The sequence below is a fragment of the Pedobacter anseongensis genome, assembly GCF_037482965.1.
GTDB lineage: Bacteria > Bacteroidota > Bacteroidia > Sphingobacteriales > Sphingobacteriaceae > Pedobacter > Pedobacter anseongensis.
In genome coordinates this window covers 60,392-78,634 of record NZ_JBBHKB010000004.1, presented here as the reverse complement: position 1 = coordinate 78,634, position 18,243 = coordinate 60,392, and the positions used below count along the sequence as shown (strand labels likewise).

Here is an 18,243-nt window from a genome sequence, read left to right as displayed (position 1 = left end):
ATTTACATGCTTGCAGACGAAATAACGACCATTCAAAACAAATCATTTACCTATGAATCTCCGTTAAAAGCTGGTGCTTTTGAAATGGATGATGAGACCAAGATTTCATTAATTGAAAGTCATTTTAGCAGTATACTCGATATACTTGGGCTAGACCTAAAAGATGGCAGTATAAAAGACACTCCAAAAAGGATTGCCAAAATGTACGTAAGCGAGATTTTCAGTGGCCTAAACCCTGCCAACAAACCTAAGCCTACTCTCTTCGAAAACCCCTACCAATATGATGAAATGTTGATCGAAAAGAACATCAGCGTATTTAGTAATTGTGAACATCATTTTGTTCCAATTGTTGGAAAGGCTCATGTGGCCTATATTAGCAACGGAAAGGTAATTGGTCTTTCAAAGCTCAATAGAATTGTTCGATATTATGCGCAAAGGCCTCAGGTGCAGGAGAGGCTAACCATGCAGATTGCAGAAGAAATAAAATCGGTTATGGGAACTGAAGATGTAGCGGTAGTAATTGATGCCAGCCATCATTGCGTATCGTCTAGAGGAATTCGAGATGCAGGAAGCACCACCATCACCAGTGCGTTTAGTGGTCGATTTAAAGAGATCGATACCAAAAATCAGTTTTTAAAACAAATTGGCTCATGAGATTCGAAGGTAAAAATATACTTGTCGTAGGTGGAAGCTCTGGAATTGGTCTCAACCTGATTACTACACTTCACCATGGGGGTGCAAAAATCTATTCTGCTTCTCGAAAACCCGCAACAGATTGGCCCATTGATGTAAACTACCTGGAAATGGATGTGCTTCAAAATGTAAACCACTTGGCTAATTTCTTACCCGAGAAGTTGCATGGACTTGTATATTCAGTGGGCAGCATTACGCTAAAACCTTTTAGCAGAGTGAGTGAAGCCGACTTAATTAGCGATTTTCAGCTTAATGTTGTTGGTGCTGCTATGGCAATACAACAGGCGTTAAAGTCGCTTAAAGCTGCTGAAGGTGCTAGTGTGGTGTTAATAAGCTCGGTGGCCTCAAAAACAGGAATGGGCTTTCATACGAGTATTGCAGCCGCAAAAGCTGGGCTCGAAGGCTTTGCGTTTGCACTAGCTGCTGAACTTGCGCAGCAGCATATCCGAGTTAATGTGGTGGCCCCATCATTAACAGATACCCCGCTAACCGGAAGTCTCTTGTCGACCCCCGAAAAAAGAGAATCATCAGCCAAAAGACATCCATTAGGTCGCATAGGTACTGCCAGCGACATAAGTTCGGCAATTTCCTTTCTTCTTAGTGAACAGAGCAGTTGGATTACGGGTCAAATAGTAGGTATTGATGGCGGTTTAAGCAGTTTAAGAACACAATTTTAGGCCATGGTAATTTCAGCTACAACACTTGAACATATGGAAGACCGTTTTAGGGCTACCCTTGTAAATTCGTTGCCCGGTTTTAAATGCCTTCAATTGGTGGGTACTATGGGCAGCAGTGGACATAGTAACCTTGGGCTCTTTAATTCCATATTTCACCTGGGCGCATCACCTGCACTTTTAGGCATGGTATTCAGGCCTGGGTCTCACGATCATGATACCTTGGCGAATATTAAAAGAACTGGTGCATATACGTTTAATAATGTGCTCAAGCCCTTCTTTGAACAAGCGCACCAAACTAGTGCAAGGTATACAAGTGGTCGGTCTGAATTTGTAGAATGCAAACTGGAAGAATTTTTTATCCCAGATTTCGATGCACCCTTTGTAGCTGAGTCGACTATCAAAATCGCAATGGAACTTAAAGAACTAATTCCCATTAAGCTAAACGGCACCACCATTGCTATAGGCGAAATACAGCAAATAATTTTAAGTGAAAAACTAGTGGGAAACGATGGCTATATCGACCATGAAAGCGCAGGTACTGTTACGGTTGCAGGCCTCGACAGTTATTTTAGCACACATCCTATTGCACGGCTAGCCTATGCTAAACCCGACGAAGTTACTCAATTAATCGAACGCCCTAATAGCCTAATGAATGAAACATAAGGAGAAATCGGTGCTTATTATTGGAGCTGGCATAGCCGGTTTAACTGCCGCTAAACTGGCAAAAGCAGCAGGTCTTAACATAGTAGTGATTGAGGCATCAGATGGTGTAGGTGGACGAGTGCGTACCGATTATAAAGAGGGTTTCTTGTTAGATCGTGGTTTTCAAGTATTGTTAACTGCCTATCCAGAAGCGAAAAAACTATTAAACTACGATGCTCTCGACTTAAAATCGTTTAAACCAGGCGCATGCATTCTAGAAAAGCAAGCCATTTTTAAGATTGGCGATCCTTTTAGAGAACCCTCTCTACTACTTAACACGCTCTTAGCCCCTGTCGGAACCTTACGAGATAAGTTTAAATTGCTTAAATTGAAACTGAGCTTAGCATTTACCTCTTTAGAAACAGTATTTGAACGACCAGAAACTACAACACTTGCCTACTTACGAAACCATGGCTTTAGTGAAAGATGTATTGAAACTTTTTTTAGGCCTTTCTACGCAGGTATATTTCTCGAAAAAGAACTCGCTACATCTAGTCGAATGTTCGAATTTACATTTAAAATGTTTGGCGAGGGTGCTGCCGCTATTCCGGCCGGTGGGATGGGGATGATCAGTTCTCAATTAGCAAGCGGTTTAGGAACCGACGAGCTTATCTTAAACGAAGAGGTTATAAATATTTCTGGTACTACGGTTACAACAAAATCTGGCAAGTGCTACAGCGCCACTGCAGTAATTATTGCAACCGATGCGCCACATATACCACTAGCTAAGCTAGAAAATAAAATAGATAAAAGTAAGGGTGCGTTAACGCTTTATTTCGGCGCCGACAAAAAAACACAAATTAGCCATCGCATTACGCTTAACGCCATTAAAAATCAACTTGTAAATAACATTGCTTTTTTAGATCACATTTCACCTTTGTATGCACCACCCGATAAATCCCTTATTTCGGTTTCTGTTAGTACATCCGAAAGTTTTGAAACATTAAAGCTAGAAACAATGGTGCGCCAAGAGTTGTTACAATGGTATCCAGAATCGATTGCTTGGAAACTTCTCGCGATTTACGACATCCCATACGCACTCCCAAGAAATGAAACTGTAAACTATAGTGTAGATAAACATCAGGCCCAACTTACTGAAAATTGTTTTATTTGTGGCGACCATCTCCTTAATGGCTCCATCAACGCAGCTATGAAAAGTGCCCAAATTGCAGTATCGGCTATGCTAGACTCTGCGCTTTTTAACCCCGAAAAACCATGAACACGTATCAACTCATTAACCAACTCATTCAGTATGTGGAAGAATTCGACAACAGTAGAACAAACAACGCTATGGTAAGTGTTGAAAACTTTACTGGATTTCTGAATACCAAGTTAGCCAACGATAAAAATAGCGCTGCCCAACACGAGGTAAGGTTTGGAAATGAGGAATCTACGGCGATCTTGAATGCCTATCAACTCGATAATAATATTGCTAGATTGTTTGTGTTCATGAGTCGTTATGCAAAATCTTACATCAAAAAAGTATTGCATAACACCAACTTAGCTTCTGCCGAAGAATTTACGTGTTTGGCAATACTACTTACCCATTTAAGCCTTACTAAAACTGAACTTATGCAACTCAATCTATTAGAAAAAACATCAGGCACTGAGATTATCAATAGGTTATTAGCTAACGAACTTGCACACCAGTGGGATGATATAAACGATAAACGTAGCAAGAGAATAGCCATTACCGAAAAAGGAAAAGAATTGCTCTACCAGGTTTTTACTGACATGAACCATGTTGGCAAATTGATCACGGGTAAGCTGAGCCTAGCAGAAAAATTTACTTTACAGTATCTTTTACAACAGTTAGAAAATTTTCATTACGAAATTCATTGTAAGAAATCAATTTCAAACAAAGAAGATATCATTAACTGGTGCGGTTAAGGAAAGCTCATTTCATTTTCATTTTTTCTTGGCATTACATTTGAGCATTTTTTATTACACAAAAACGCAGAAGCCATGAAAAAAATCTTAATCCTATGCCTATTGGCACTTACACTCGAACAAGCATCAGCTCAGGCCACTAAAGTAAACACTGCTCAATTTATGGATAAAAAAACATATGTTTTTATTCCAACTCGTGTTAGTGCGTATAGTAACGAGCCTACTAATTTAACGGGTTATTTGTATTTTTTATCCGTAAAACCAGATACCATTACCACTTACCTGCCTAGCTTCGGGGTAAACGGCACAGATGGCCCCGGTAAAATAATCGATAGAAACAGAGGCGAATACGAATCTGTAAAATTTGACTACAAGATGGAGAAAGCCAAAAATGGTTCTTGGAATATCAGTATAAACTTTAAAGATACTCCAGGGGCTATAGATGTAAGGATGCGATTATGGGTTAATAAAAATGGTTATGGTACACTAACCGTAAATAAAACATCGCAGCCTACACGAACATATTATGGGTATTTAAAGGCTCCAGAACAGAAATCGTTGGCGAGATAGTTGAAGAATTCAGTAGTTAAAAGTACGGCGGAAACGTTATCTTTAGGGTAATGAAAAAAATGCTACTCTTTTTTATTCTAGCGTTTTCGTCGGCTGTGTTTGCGCAAAAAAAGCCCTCTTATAACATTGTCGCTTATTACACGGGTAGCAGTGAGCGTTTACAACACTATCCGTTGGAAAAATTAACTCATCTTATTTATAGTTTTGTTAAACTTAGGCATGATACCCTGTTGTTAAGGGATTCGAAACAAGAGCAAAATGTACGTCAAATAGTTGCTTTAAAGAAAAAATACCCACAGCTAAAGATTATGGTTTCTATTGGCGGGTGGGGTGGTTGTGCATCATGTAGCGATTTATTTGCAGATGCTAACCACCGAAAAACATTTGCAAAAACGACTGTCGCGCTACTCAAAAAATATAATTTGGATGGGCTAGATTTAGATTGGGAATATCCAGCAATTGAAGGCTTTCCTGGTCATACTTATACAAAGGCAGACCGAGACAATTTCACGGCCTTAGTTAGCGTTTTAAGAAACGAGATGGGAAATAGTTACCTTCTAACTTTTGCTGCTGGTGGCTTTTTGACCTATTTAGAAGAATCGGTAGATTGGGCTAATGTACATCCGTTTGTAGATTTCATCAACTTAATGACCTACGATTTAGTGGGTGGTTATGCAATAGTTACCGGTCACCATACTCCCTTGTACAGTTATCGAAAAAACCAAGAATCTACAGATAAATGTGTAAGTTGGTTAGTAAAACACAAAGTTCCGGCTCATAAATTAATTACGGGTGCAGCTATTTACGGGAGGGTTTGGGAAAAGGTGTCGGCAATAAACAACGGTTTATACCAGTCGGGGATATTTAAACAAGGTGTAAGTTTTGCAAACTTCGACACCTATTTCAGCGACAGTTCAGGCTTCCACTATTTTTGGGATAAAAAAGCAAAGGCAGCTTATCAGTATAATCCTAGTAAGCAATTGTTTGCCACGTTCGACAACGAGAAATCTATAACAGCCAAAGCCCAATACGTTAAGCGAAGAAAATTAGGAGGCATTATGTTTTGGGAATTGAGCGATGATAAACCAAAGAATGGTTTGCTTGAACAAATGTGGAAGGTTTTGGGCAGCAAATGATAGCTTTAGCTTCATGGGGGTTCCAATCGCTTCTTCAACAGGCGGCCATTTTCCACAACTCCTTTATCCATCCATCTACCCAACTAGGCTTTGTTTTGCCAAATTCCCCAGAATCTTTAAATAGGTTTCCAATCTATAATCCCATCTTAGACCAAAATTTAATCGCAGACAATTATTATATTGATTTTGTAGCGTAAATATCCTTCCAGGCGCAAAACTGATTTTCTGTTTCATTGCCTTGTTATAAAGTTCCATTGTATTGAGCTTTTTATGAAGTTCTACCCACAGTACGAAGCCACCTTGAGGCCTACTTGCCATCGTTCCTTCCGGAAAATAATCTGCAATTGCTCTAGCGAAATTGAGTTGGTTTACATGAAGGATCTGCCTCAACCTGCGAAGATGGTTCTCATATCTTCCGGTTTCTAAAAAGCCAGCGATAACTTCCTGGGTGATAGAGGCAGATGAAATAGAATGATAAAGTTTCATCTTTACCACCTTTTCCTTGAACTTGCCTGGAACAACCCATCCTACCCTATACCCTGGTGCAAGTGTTTTGGAAACCGAACCACACCACAAAACAATTCCTGTTGTATCATATGTTTTACATGATTTTGGGCGATGCTGCCCAAAGTAGACATCACCATTAAGATCATTCTCGATCATGGGGATATTATATTTTTCAGACAAGAGCACGGCTGCTTTCTTATTTTCATTTGGCATGCAACTACCTATAGGATTACTAAAATTACTGATTAAAAGCGTGGCGTTAACACGCTTACTCTTGAGTGCATCTTCAAATGCATCGAGGTCGATGCCCGTTTGGGGATGAGTGGGTAATTCGAGTACCTTAACGCCCATGGCCTGAGCAAGCTGAAGCATCCCAAAAGACACAGGGCTTTCCATTGCAATGGTATCCCCTTTTTCTGTTATAGCCATCATGCACGATGAAAGTGCGTTTAAACACCCACTGGTAACAACTACATCCTCAGCTTTAAAATTACAGCCCATTGTAATTCCCCATCTTGCAATCTGACGGCGAAGCCTCTCATTACCTTCTACTTTTTCATACGCAACGCCACTCCCTTTTAAATCTCTTGTAGCCTGCATTAAACCCTTATTAAGTTTAGCAATCGGCAACAGTTCGTTAGCGGGTGTACCCAATGCTAATTGCAAGTAATCGCCCTCACCAATATTGTCATATACCTTGCCAACCAAGAGTTCGCTATCGCTGTAATTTGCTACCAATGATGGGTTTGTTAGCGCTGGCATCGCCGGTTCTTGCCCTTTTGAATACCTTACATAGTACCCAGATTTTGGACGGGTCTCTATCAGCATCTTGCTTTCTAAATGGAAATAGGCATTTAGCGCCGTATTTTGGCTCACCCCATACTCCCTGCAGATCGTACGCAGGGAAGGTAGCCTGTTACCTATACGTAAAGTGCTATTTAATATCTGTTGTTCTAAAATTCCTGCTATTTGCAGGTATACAAAATCATTTTTACTCATGCCTATCTTTTTAATGATAATCTGCTACCATCAAAATTAATAAAACTGCATCTGCTATCATGCTTTTATTTTATACAATTTTGTGATGTAACCAAAATAAGATCGAATGAAGTATCCAAAAGTTTTAGAAAGCAAGGTAAAAATATGTTTTCATGCCTGCCACCCCTTCAACCACACGAGCACGTTTAAAACAACACTAACAATTTTTTCGTTTTTCTTTACCATCTGCTGCAGTGCCCAAACTTTCACACTAAAATCTAAGGAACTGGGGGGCCAGGCCACCAGTAGGCAACTACTCAATGGATTTGGCTGCACAGGAGAAAATATTTCACCCCAAATGCTGTGGGAAAATGCCCCAAAAAATACCAAGAGCTATGCCATAACCATGTTCGATGAAAATGCTCGCACAGGAAGCGGATGGTGGCACTGGGTAATATTCGATATCCCAAGCCAATGCTCAGAAATATTGTCTGACGCAGGTAACGTAAAAAGAGGTATTGCCCCACCAGGATGTATACAAAGCAAAACTGATTTTGGCACACTAGGTTATAGCGGACCGTGTCCGCCGCCAAAAAGCGGTTTTCATAAATACATCCTTACCATTTATGCGTTAGACACGGAAAAACTTGGGCTCGATGCCAATGCCAATCCCGCAATGGTAGGATTTTATCTGAGCAACCATACCCTTGGCAAAGCTTCTATTATTACCTATTACAAAAATTAACACGCCTAAAACAGTAGCAATGAAAAGAATTGGATTAGTAGGCGGCATAAGCTGGGCCTCTACCTTAGACTATTACCGTTTAATAAACGAAGAAACGAATAAACATTTAGGAAGTTTAAATTTTGCAGAATGTATAATCTACTCTGTCAATTTCGAACATTTCAGAAAGAGTAATGCAGCACACGACTGGGACAGTACCTTCAGATTATTGTTAGCGGCAGCACTCCATCTAAAGGATGCTGGGGCAGATCTTATTTTACTCGGGGCCAATACTGCACACATTGTTGCAGAAAGAATAGCAGAAGCTATTCCTCTTCCTTTGATCGATATTAGAACTGCTACCGCAAACGCAATTAAAAGTTATGGCATTAAAAAAGTGGGTTTATTAGGTACAGTGTTTACGATGGAACTCGATTTTTATAAAGATAGGATTTCTGGCTATGGCATCGAAACCAGTATACCAGCCAGCAAGCAAGAGATCGATTTCATAGAAGATACGCTATTGCATGAACTGGGCAAGGGCCTCATTAAAGCAGATACTAAGCACGAATACATCAGGATAGCCAACAAATTGATAGCTGAAGGCGCTGAAGGAATTATCTTGGGCTGTACCGAAATACCACTGCTCATCTCTCAAGAAGATTTTACGGTACCCATTTTTAATACCACACAAATTCACGCGCATGCTGCAGTCGAATTCGCATTATCAAATTAATAAATCAAAACAAATGAACTTAAACAAATTTTTACGAAAAAAGCCAATTGGAGCTTATGCCGACGATATCAAATCTAGCGAATTGAAAAGAACGCTAGGCAAATGGGAATTAACAGCAATTGGTGTTGGCGCCGTAATTGGGGGTGGCATTTTCGTGTTAACAGGCGTGGCCGCCAATCAATATGCAGGACCGGCACTGGCTTTTTCTTTTGTGCTTGCAGGTATAGGTTGTTTATTTGCGGCTTTGTGTTATGCGGAATTTGCTAGCATTCTGCCTGTATCTGGATCAGCCTACGCCTATTCTTACGGAACTATGGGAGAATTTTTCGCATGGTTTATAGGATGGAATTTGATACTCGAATACATGATGGGTGCTACAACGGTAGCAGTAAGCTGGTCTAAATACTTCATAAAACTGCTGCATCTTTCGGGAGTACACACTATACCTACATGGCTAATAAACGATCCTATAACCGCAAAAGAACAAGCGATTAAACTGGGGATAGCTCCTCCATCTTTTTCGATCAATTTACCAGCAGCGTTGATTGTATGGGTAGTAACTTATGTACTGGTAAAAGGCATCAAGGAATCTGTTAAGACTAATAATCTTATTGTATCACTCAAAGTAGCTGCAGTACTATTTATTGTGGTGGTAGGTTTTTTTTATATCAATCCATCAAATTGGCATCCCTTCATACCTGAGAAAGTAATCGACGAAGCTGGGATCGCCCATTTTGGATTCTCTGGCGTGCTTACGGCGGCCGGCATTGTCTTTTTTGCTTTCATTGGATTTGATGCAGTGTCTACGCAATCACAGGAAGCTTTAAATCCTGTTAAGGATATTCCCTTTGCGATCATCACTTCACTCATTATATGCACAACATTATATATCCTTGTTTCACTTACCTTAACAGGAATGTCATCCTACACAACGATAGATTTGGGTGCACCGGTAGCATCGGCATTCGACGCAGTGGGATTGAAATGGGCATCGCTAATTATTACAATAGCAGCAGTAGTTGGCCTGATCTCTGTAATGCTGGTAATGTTGCTGTCGCAAACACGGATCTTCCTTAACATGGCCAATGATGGACTCCTGCCAAAAAAAATGTTTGCTGCTATCCATCCCCAATTTAAGACTCCATGGCGGAGCACCATTTTATTGGGGGCCATTGCCTCTTTGGTAGCAGCAGTAACACCAATAGAAAAGGCAACACAAATGACTAGTATAGGTACATTATTTGCCTTTGCAATGATCTGCGTAGGTGTGCTTGTACTACGAAAAAAACAACCAGCACTAAAACGACCTTTCAAAGTAAAATACCTTCCCTTAGTTGCGGGATTGGGAATATGCTTCAATCTACTATTGATGTTCAGTCTTGACAAGGCTACTTGGATCAGACTATTGATCTGGAGCATTATCGGGATTGTTATCTATGTTCTCTACAGCGCAAAACACAGTAACCTTAACAAACAAAAAACCAATTGAAAATAGTACAGTCAACGAAAAATAATCTTCAAGAATGGAATACGAAATCAAAAAAGCTACGGTCGATGACCTTCCTGTAATCTGTCAACTGTTTGATGAGGCTATACTTTTTCAGCGTAGCCTTAACTACACAGGATGGAACAGTTATGACAAGGGCTTTATTACGACCGAAATTTTAAACGGACTGTTGTACAAGTTGGTCTCAAGCGACCACGTCAACTGTATTTTTAGTATCTGCTACAGTGATCCGCTAATTTGGCGGGAAAAGGAAAAAGGAGACGCACTCTATCTTCACCGGGTAATCGTTGCCCGAAAACTAAAAGGAGCAAGAATATTCCAAAAAGTACTCAACTGGGCGGTAAACCTCGCCACCGCAAAACAGCTGAAATTTCTAAGAATTGATACCTGGGCAAGCAATGAAAAACTGATCGGTTATTACAAAACCTATGGCTTTGTTTTTATAGAAAACTTTACCACCTCAAATTCTACCCATTTGCCCATCCAGCATAGAAATCTTAATGTAGCCTTATTGGAATTGGATATACGGGTATCAAAAACCGAGAAACCAGCACAAAATCTGGAAAAAATTAATATCATGGAACAGTTTGCCATGATTAACAGGTATTGGGATCAAAGGATAATTGGTGAAGCAAATGGACAATTGATCAAACTTGCGAAGGGGAGTGGAGCCATCAACTGGCATAAGCACGACGACCAAGACGAACTCTTCATTTTATACAGTGGACAGTTAACAATCCAGTTAAGGGATAAAAACATAGAAATATTTCCTAATGAACTATTTATCGTACCCAAAGGAGTAGAGCACTGCCCCATTGCGCATGGCGATTCAGAATTTCTGATTATGGGAGTTAATGTTACTTCAAATGCGGCCGGAGGAAGGCCAGATAAGTATGACAAAAAATAAAATCTATATTATTGGTACTGGTGCTATCGGAATGGCATTGGCAGTTTTTCTCAAATTAGCTGGCAAGGAAGTTACTTTGATCCGCGGAAGTGTTGATAATGAAAGTCCAAAAACACAGAAGCTTAAAGTTGAAACAGAAAAGAAAGTATACAAAGCCAATATCACAGTAGCCACATTGAGCAATTTTGAAAATCTTGACGGAATTGTAGTACTGGCAAATAAATCTTATGGGAATGAGCAGCTTGCTATTGCGCTTCAAAATAAGATCGGCTACTCGCCGATTGTTCTACTACAAAACGGTCTTGGAATTGAAAAACCTTTCCTAATTGAACAATATAAGGAAATTTATCGCTGTGTACTTTTCCTATCTTGTCAGTTGACCGCTGCAGATACCGTGAGGTTCAAACCCATGATCACTTGTCCGATAGGAATCGAGAAAGGCGATAGCCATGCGTTGGATTCTATAGTAGACGCACTGAACACTGAAAAGTTCATATTCAGAAGTGAAGTCAATATTCAAGAGATTATATGGAAAAAAGCAATTGCAAATGTCGTATTCAATTCCATCTGTCCACTGCTAAATGTAGATAATGGCATATTCAAGCGAGACCAGTTGGCCCTAGAACTAGCCAGACGAGTAATTTCAGAATGTATTGTGGTTGCCAAAAAAAAGAGCATCACAATTAGTGAAAAAGAAGTTGAAGAAAGTGTGCTTATGATCAGTAGCTCGTCGGATGGGCAATTGATCTCAACGCTACAGGATCTCATTCAAAACAGGCCAACGGAGATAGAAACCTTAAACTTCGAAATCGTGCGAACTGCAGAACAATTGGGTATTGGAGATGAACTGCAAGCTACACGATTATTGGGAGAACTGATCAAAATAAAAAGCAGTCAAAATCTCCACACTTTCCAAAGTTGAACGTTCATTTCATCAATTTTGTGAATCGAACTTACAAAATACTACTTTTTATACACAACAATCCCTTCAGATGGGCCTTCTACACCACCTTCACCAACAATTACTAACTTTCCATCGGCTAATACTACGGCATCCATAGCTCCAAACGGGGCAGCATAGCCAAAATAGGCAATTTTTGTAAAAAGCGGCCCCAAATTAGTATAATTTACACCATTATCACTGGTTTTAAAAACAACGGGTACAGTAGGATAACTTGGACTATTTTTAACTTCAGTATCGGTTTCCCTTCCTGTTGAATTGACTAAGAAAATTTCACCACTCGGCACTTTTAAAAGACTTCCAGTAAACAGATGTCCATAATCGCCCGTATTGATATCAGTTTTCACGTTCGCTGCCACAGTCCAGTTTAATCCCCCATCGCTGCTGTAGGATACGAATTTATTTTTCGGACTCGCATTGGTATGTCCGACAATCATCATCAGTCTTCCATCTGCCAATTCCACTACCGAAGCATTTTTCAAATTAGACCCTCCTACCGCTTTACTTAGTTTCCACGATGCACCATTATCATCAGATATAGCTACCTTAACTATTTTTTTACCATAGTTGAGCGGCATGATTAAACGCTTATTATAGGTTCCGAGTTTTAGTTCAATGCCATGGCCAGGCCCATTTTGTACATATCCTGAGGCTACATCTTTAAGCGCACTCGTAATTTCTGTTGGAACACTCCAAGTGGCTCCATTGTCTGTTGATTCTATTTGAAATATTTTCTGTGATGCATCATTATAGGTGTACGAATTGTTTGTAAAACTTGCGCTTATGCTACTATAGTGTAAGATAATTTTACCGTTTTCTTGAGTTACGATCTGTGGGAAACAAAAAGTAGAATTGCTACCCTCCCCCGCGATTACCTTAATCTGATTTTCCCAAGTATTGCCACCATCGGTTGAGCGTTTCATAATAATGTCTGTGTTGCCCACAGGCATTGTATTTTGAGCTACTCTTTCGTTAGCGTTGTCGGGTGTACCACGACCTTCGGCAAACAACAACAGATTACCGTTAGCTGCTTTGGCCAGCGCTGGCGCTTGTATTTTGTTATATCCTTGTTCATACTCATGCATGGCGTAATTCATTGAATACATTTCACTACTTTCTATGTACATTTCATGGACATTGATGAAATTTCTCCATGGACGAATTTGAGGCGTGAAAAACTGCAACCGATCATTCCCCATTCTAAAGGTAAACACTAATATCTTATTGATCTTTACGTAAAATATCCCATTTGTGATTACGACTTCCAAATCTGCGGGTACGCCTGGCACCATCACCTGATTCACAGTTGGCCATCCCTGTGCGGGATCTACAGACGCCGTCACCCCATAATAATCCAGAAAAAATTTAGGTTCACCCGTTGTCGAATTGCCATCCATACCAAAATTAAACACTGCCTGTGTATCCCAGTTTTTGCCCAGTACTAACGCGGCTGCTGTTCCGTTAAATGTTCCAAATGTTACTTTAGCATACATGTAGAAACTTGTACCTGCGCCAATTGGGACAAAATATTTCGAATATACCCAGTTGTACTTATAGCTATTCGCATCTCCAGCAAAGTGATCTGCGGCAGACAGGGGATAAAAATTGTAGTGAGGAAGCTCGTGCAGGCCGTCTGGTTTTTGTGTCCAAGAAAGCAAGTCTCCTTGTGCAGCATAGTCGGTATATCCTTTAATAAGGATATTCTCATAGTTTGGCACCCCATCTTTCATCAACCATTTCCCTGCAGTTTTTGTTTTATCAAACGGAAAAGGAAGAGAATCAGGATTTATTGGTTTGCCTGCATCAAAAGGTCCAGGAAATTCATAATGTTCTTCCTTATAACAACCTGAAAGTATTAGACCAGCAAATCCTATAAAAATGAGATACACTTTAAGAAGGTTCATTTTTGTCTTTGTATATTTTAATGTTCTTTTCATTTTATTTCTCGTTCTATTGCCACTTTACCGGATCAATTGGAATATACCAGTTGCTTTCGTTTTGTAATCTTGTTCTTATTGCTTCGCGCTTATCGGCTGGGTACTTGACCGCCACAGCATCAGCCAGCATATTTTTTCCATTTAACTTTGAACGAAGCATAAGATCGTACCACCGTCTTCCCTCAAATGCAAATTCCCTTGCCCTTTCATCAAATATTAATTGATCCATCACTTCCTTGTCTGTATATGGAAAGGTTAGTTTATCGAGAATTTCCAATCCTCTGGCCGTTCTTACCATATTGATAAAATTAAACGCAGACGAATAATTGTTAAGCTGTAGATCTGCTAAGGCCTTGAGCAGGTAAGCATCTGCACTGCGCATTACCTGCCAGCTAGCACTGCTCTCGTATGGCGCACGCATCGACGATACGTTGTCGAGACCAATGTACTTCCAGATTACGGTATCGCCGGCAACTACCTTAAAGCTGGCCTGCGCTCTAACATCAGCGTCTGCTAGCGAGACATCGTCTTTAAATAAAGGAGTTACTACAGCGGCAACTGGTTTCAAGTAATAGCGTCCACCATCTGCTCGAACCGATGAAGTGAACTCCTGAAGCCTATTGGTTTCAAAACTTTTAGTATACTGAAAGCCCAAGGCAAACATGGAATGACCTGAAGCATTGGAAGCAGAAAATTGATTAAACCAAGTTCCCGATGTTCCCAAATTATGGCTGGTGTTTTGGATCACTAAATCGCAAAACGAAGAGGCCACTTGATACTGACCTAACCACAAGGCAATTTCGGCAGCATAGGTAGCAGCCAATGGTTGAGACACTCTTCCATACCTTTCATTGGCAGATAGGGTTTGCCCGTTCCACTGATAATTTACCGGAATCATTCCTAGAGAGGTAAGTACATCGTTATATACCAATGTCCAAACCTCTTGTTGGTTGGCAGGCATTTTATAAATTCCTCGGATCTGTTCTGAACTTAAACTTAGCATGGGCTCTTTAACCGTTTCACCATTATTATTTACATACGTAATTTGCTCAGCAAAATCAGTAGTAATGATTGGAAAAGTTGCATACGTACGAAGCAATTGATAATAACAAATAGCACGTAGCAATAATGCTTCTCCGTAATAAGCATTGGCATCTCGGTCGGCAATTTTACTGTCCAATTCCTTCACTTTATAAACTTTTTCCATCTGACGATTGCAGCGCGCTATTGTTCTGTAAATGCCCGCATAGTTGGTGTAAGGATTATCCGTGCTTACGTTGTTAACTACAAATTCGTTGATATATGGATCCGGATCAGACTGTCCGGCGGTAACCATATCAGCCCTTGCATCGCCCCATAAAAGAAATTTGTGAGCTTCTTGCGCCAACGACTGATACATGCCAATTGCTGAGGCGTTGAGGTCTTCTCTATTTTTATAGAACTCTTTCTCTATCACATTGTTGCTTGGAGTAACTTCAAAAAATTTAGAGCATGAAGACACACATATGCTGCTTAAAACGGTCGCTGACACAAAGACTACCTTTTGTATATTTTTAATTTTCTTCATCTTCATTTATTTACAATGACATCTTTAGACCGATAATATATGATTTTGGTAATGGAGAAGCACCAAAGTCGATGCCCTTTAGCATCGGATCGGCAGAGCTTACCACCTCTACATCAAAGCCGCTGTACTTTGTAAAAGTGGCAAGATTTTCTGCCGCGACAAATAGATTAAGCTTACGAATAAATTTTAGTTGAGGTGGCACACCAATTTCGATATTAGCGGATATATTTTTTAAGCGTAAATAACTTCCATCTTCAACCCATAAATTAGATGCCGCACCATTCATTGAAGGGTCATCGAAAGCAGCTCTACTTAATCCTGTCCCCTTCTCGGAAGGCGATATCCATCTGTTTTGCACATTTGGAGATTGGTTTGAATAGTCTTTCATCACATTCATCTGTTGATTAAAACTGTTATATATATCGTTACCGACGGCGTAGGTAAATAAGGCATTAAAAGACAGTTTTTTATAGGTAACTACTGTTCCAAAATTACCGAAAGCCGAAGGAAGAGGAGATCCTATTATCTGACGATCCAAATTGTTAATTTTTGAATCCTTATTTATATCGTCGATGATGTAATCGCCTGCTTTAAAGTTAGTACCATCGGCCTTTTGCAAATTAACATCAGCTTGGCTACCGAAAACGCCAAGTACTTTATAGCCATAGAAAGAGCCTATTGGTTCATTAACTTTGGATACAGTGTAAATGCCGCCAATAGATTTAATTATACTCCCATTATTAAGCTCCCTTACGTTGTTCCTAAGTGTAGATATACTCCCAAATAGCGACCATGAAAATTCATTTTTTGAAACCATTGCCGCATTAAAATTCAATTCAAATCCCTGTGAAGCCATATTTCCGTTGTTTTCGAATTGCGGATCAAGTCCAAGTTCTATGGGTACTGCGCGTTGAGTAATTAGCCTCGAGGTTATTTTGTAAAAATACCCACCATCTATGTTCAATTTCTGATTAAATAAATCCAGTTTAAGTCCCACATCATAAGTATTGGTAATTTCAGGCTTAATTTCACTGTTGGCAACATTACCAAGGTATACGCCCCCATATCCGAAATAATTTGCTGGATAATATAAGCTATAGTGGTAAAATCCGCGTAGATCGTTATTGCCGGTTCTGCCCCAAGCAACTCTTAAACCGAGGGATGTTTTGCTTCCTTTACCAAGAAGATCGACAACCGCTTTTACACCGGGATAAATTCCCCAACGACCCTTAGTACCAAAATTACTAGAACCTTCGATATTAAAATTTGCAAATACATGCATGCGATCAAATACATCAACATTTCCTCGAGCATAAAGCGTAAGCAATCTTGATTTATAATTAATGTTAGATACGGAATCTACCAAACCTTGCTCAAGTGTTTCATAGTCATCTGTACCAGCATTAATCTTTCTAACAAATACTGACTTTTCATCATACGATTCTACAGTTACACCAGCTTGTCCGTTATAGGTAAGCTTGTTGCTTAATTTCCCTTGCGTGTTTAACCAACTAGACCAAAGGACGAAGGCTTCACTAGAACCTCTTTTTAGATTTTGTCGTTCTTTGTTTAAATCTGCAACGATGCCAAGTGCTGGTCTATATTGTTTCTCTGTAAGGTTCATGTAGTTGAATACAAATGAAGAATTTAGAGAAGTACGTGGGGAAATTAGCCATTTGGCGCCAATTTTTCCGTCTACACGATTATCTTCATTGCTGTTATACATATTGTTCACCAAAGCCAACGGATTGCTTTTCCCTAATACATCTACATCATCGTATTGTTTGGAGAGCTCCCCAGCTTGCGAAAATGTGTAAGGACTTAAAAAGGGAGCCTTTGTTGCCGCTACGAACAACGGATGAACAGCGTAGTTAAAACCCTGTTCAAAATAATGTCCGTTTGCATGAGTGTATGCCAGGCTGTTGGATATCTCAATCTTAGGCGATAATTTATAGTCAAGGTTAAATCTAAGGTTAATCTGGTTCATATCCGAGCCAACCAATGTTCCTTCTTTATCTACGTATCCTACGCTAAACATATATTTTGCATCCCCATCGCCACCTTTAAGTCTTAAGTGATAATCATTATAAAGCGCATTTCTAGTGATTAGATTAACCCAATTTGTGTTATTATTAAATTTTGGATTAGATGAATCGAATATCGGGTTCACATCTACTTGTGTTGCTGAACTTCCATTTTCAAAATAGTAGTTTCGGAGGTAATTTTTAAATTGACCTGCATTCATTCGATCTACATCGAAATCTGATCTCAAAAGCCCAAATTTCGCAGAGAAATCGATTTTTGTCCCACCCAATTCACCTCTGTTGGTCTCAATATATATGGCTCCATTCGTTCCTCTTCCTCCAATTTCAGATAATTCTGATCCTTTGCTCACAATTCTCATATTGCTAATGTCGTTTGGATTAATAAACCCGAAGCGATTGGGTTGGTGAATGGAGAGAAAAGAGGGTAATACACGTGAATATCTTACCGGAATACCATCAACATAGATATATGGGGAGGCATTAAGATTGATAGAGCCTACACCCCTGATCATTAGTTGAGACGCAAAACCAATCGACCCTGACTGCGTAAGCTGAACTCCGGCTTTATTAACCAATAGCTCACTAAAAGTTGATGCGCTAGTATTGGTATTTATACTACGTTGAAGGGAGTCGGATACGCGCTCCTGCCCGAATGCTGTCATACTTACCAAACTCAGTGCAAAAAGCAATCCTTTCTTTATCATAT

At 39.8% G+C, this 18,243-nt stretch carries 16 protein-coding genes; 12 read left to right on the top strand and 4 right to left on the bottom strand.

Translation table 11 applies throughout. The features are described from left to right. Positions 1 to 6 precede the first annotated feature (6 nt). From folE to WG904_RS14580, 7 genes are all read left to right on the top strand, one after another. On the top strand, positions 7 to 654 hold the full coding sequence (gene folE, locus WG904_RS14610; protein ID WP_339580074.1) for a GTP cyclohydrolase I FolE: 648 nt from the start codon (positions 7 to 9) through the stop codon (positions 652 to 654). Next, a complete protein-coding gene (locus WG904_RS14605; protein WP_339580073.1) occupies positions 651 to 1,370 on the top strand; it encodes an SDR family NAD(P)-dependent oxidoreductase in 720 nt (239 codons plus the stop codon). Before folE ends, WG904_RS14605 begins: the two co-directional genes overlap by 4 nt. A 33-nt stretch (positions 1,371 to 1,403) precedes the next feature. Beyond that, positions 1,404 to 2,033: a flavin reductase family protein gene (locus tag WG904_RS14600; RefSeq protein ID WP_339580072.1), complete on the top strand. Its 630-nt coding sequence runs from the start codon at positions 1,404 to 1,406 to the stop codon at positions 2,031 to 2,033. Beyond that, complete coding sequence (locus tag WG904_RS14595) at positions 2,023 to 3,291, top strand: FAD-dependent oxidoreductase (protein ID WP_339580071.1); 1,269 nt, start codon at positions 2,023 to 2,025, stop codon at positions 3,289 to 3,291. The genes WG904_RS14600 and WG904_RS14595 overlap by 11 nt, the downstream gene beginning before the upstream one ends. Further along, entirely contained in the window at positions 3,288 to 3,962 is a 675-nt protein-coding gene (locus WG904_RS14590; RefSeq protein WP_339580070.1) for a MarR family winged helix-turn-helix transcriptional regulator, read from the top strand. Before WG904_RS14595 ends, WG904_RS14590 begins: the two co-directional genes overlap by 4 nt. A gap of 75 nt (positions 3,963 to 4,037) precedes the next feature. Next, positions 4,038 to 4,532: a DUF4251 domain-containing protein gene (locus tag WG904_RS14585; protein WP_339580069.1), complete on the top strand. Its 495-nt coding sequence runs from the start codon at positions 4,038 to 4,040 to the stop codon at positions 4,530 to 4,532. Positions 4,533 to 4,582: 50 nt separating this feature from the next. Continuing rightward, positions 4,583 to 5,668, top strand: coding sequence for a glycoside hydrolase family 18 protein (locus tag WG904_RS14580; RefSeq protein ID WP_339580068.1), 1,086 nt, complete (start codon positions 4,583 to 4,585; stop codon positions 5,666 to 5,668). 75 nt (positions 5,669 to 5,743) lie between these two features. Here WG904_RS14580 and WG904_RS14575 read toward each other — a convergent pair whose 3' ends face one another. Beyond that, positions 5,744 to 7,174: an aminotransferase-like domain-containing protein gene (locus tag WG904_RS14575; RefSeq protein ID WP_339580067.1), complete on the bottom strand. Its 1,431-nt coding sequence runs from the start codon at positions 7,172 to 7,174 to the stop codon at positions 5,744 to 5,746. A 106-nt stretch (positions 7,175 to 7,280) separates the two neighbouring features. On the opposite strand from WG904_RS14575, the gene WG904_RS14570 reads away from it, so the two are divergent. From WG904_RS14570 to WG904_RS14550, 5 genes are read left to right on the top strand one after another with little or no spacing between them, the layout of a single operon-like run. Beyond that, positions 7,281 to 7,898, top strand: a complete 618-nt coding sequence (locus WG904_RS14570) for a YbhB/YbcL family Raf kinase inhibitor-like protein (protein WP_339580066.1) — start codon at positions 7,281 to 7,283, stop codon at positions 7,896 to 7,898. A 19-nt stretch (positions 7,899 to 7,917) separates the two neighbouring features. Then, positions 7,918 to 8,613, top strand: coding sequence for an aspartate/glutamate racemase family protein (locus WG904_RS14565; RefSeq protein ID WP_339580065.1), 696 nt, complete (start codon positions 7,918 to 7,920; stop codon positions 8,611 to 8,613). A gap of 13 nt (positions 8,614 to 8,626) precedes the next feature. After that, positions 8,627 to 10,102 (top strand): APC family permease, encoded by a 1,476-nt coding sequence (locus tag WG904_RS14560; RefSeq protein WP_339580064.1) that lies wholly within the window; start codon positions 8,627 to 8,629, stop codon positions 10,100 to 10,102. Between the two features lie 34 nt (positions 10,103 to 10,136). Further along, positions 10,137 to 11,027 carry a cupin domain-containing protein gene (locus tag WG904_RS14555; protein WP_339580063.1) on the top strand — a complete coding sequence of 297 codons (891 nt, stop codon included), beginning with the start codon at positions 10,137 to 10,139 and terminating at the stop codon, positions 11,025 to 11,027. After that, a complete protein-coding gene (locus WG904_RS14550; protein WP_339580062.1) occupies positions 11,014 to 11,949 on the top strand; it encodes a ketopantoate reductase family protein in 936 nt (311 codons plus the stop codon). The genes WG904_RS14555 and WG904_RS14550 overlap by 14 nt, the downstream gene beginning before the upstream one ends. Before the next feature lie 41 nt (positions 11,950 to 11,990). Here WG904_RS14550 and WG904_RS14545 read toward each other — a convergent pair whose 3' ends face one another. The 3 genes from WG904_RS14545 to WG904_RS14535 are packed head-to-tail and all read right to left on the bottom strand — an operon-like array spanning position 11,991 to position 18,241. After that, a complete protein-coding gene (locus tag WG904_RS14545; protein ID WP_339580061.1) occupies positions 11,991 to 13,925 on the bottom strand; it encodes a sialidase family protein in 1,935 nt (644 codons plus the stop codon). 13 nt (positions 13,926 to 13,938) lie between these two features. After that, on the bottom strand, positions 13,939 to 15,492 hold the full coding sequence (locus tag WG904_RS14540) for a RagB/SusD family nutrient uptake outer membrane protein (protein ID WP_339580060.1): 1,554 nt from the start codon (positions 15,490 to 15,492) through the stop codon (positions 13,939 to 13,941). 10 nt (positions 15,493 to 15,502) lie between these two features. After that, complete coding sequence (locus tag WG904_RS14535) at positions 15,503 to 18,241, bottom strand: SusC/RagA family TonB-linked outer membrane protein (RefSeq protein WP_339580059.1); 2,739 nt, start codon at positions 18,239 to 18,241, stop codon at positions 15,503 to 15,505. Positions 18,242 to 18,243: the final 2 nt, after the last annotated feature.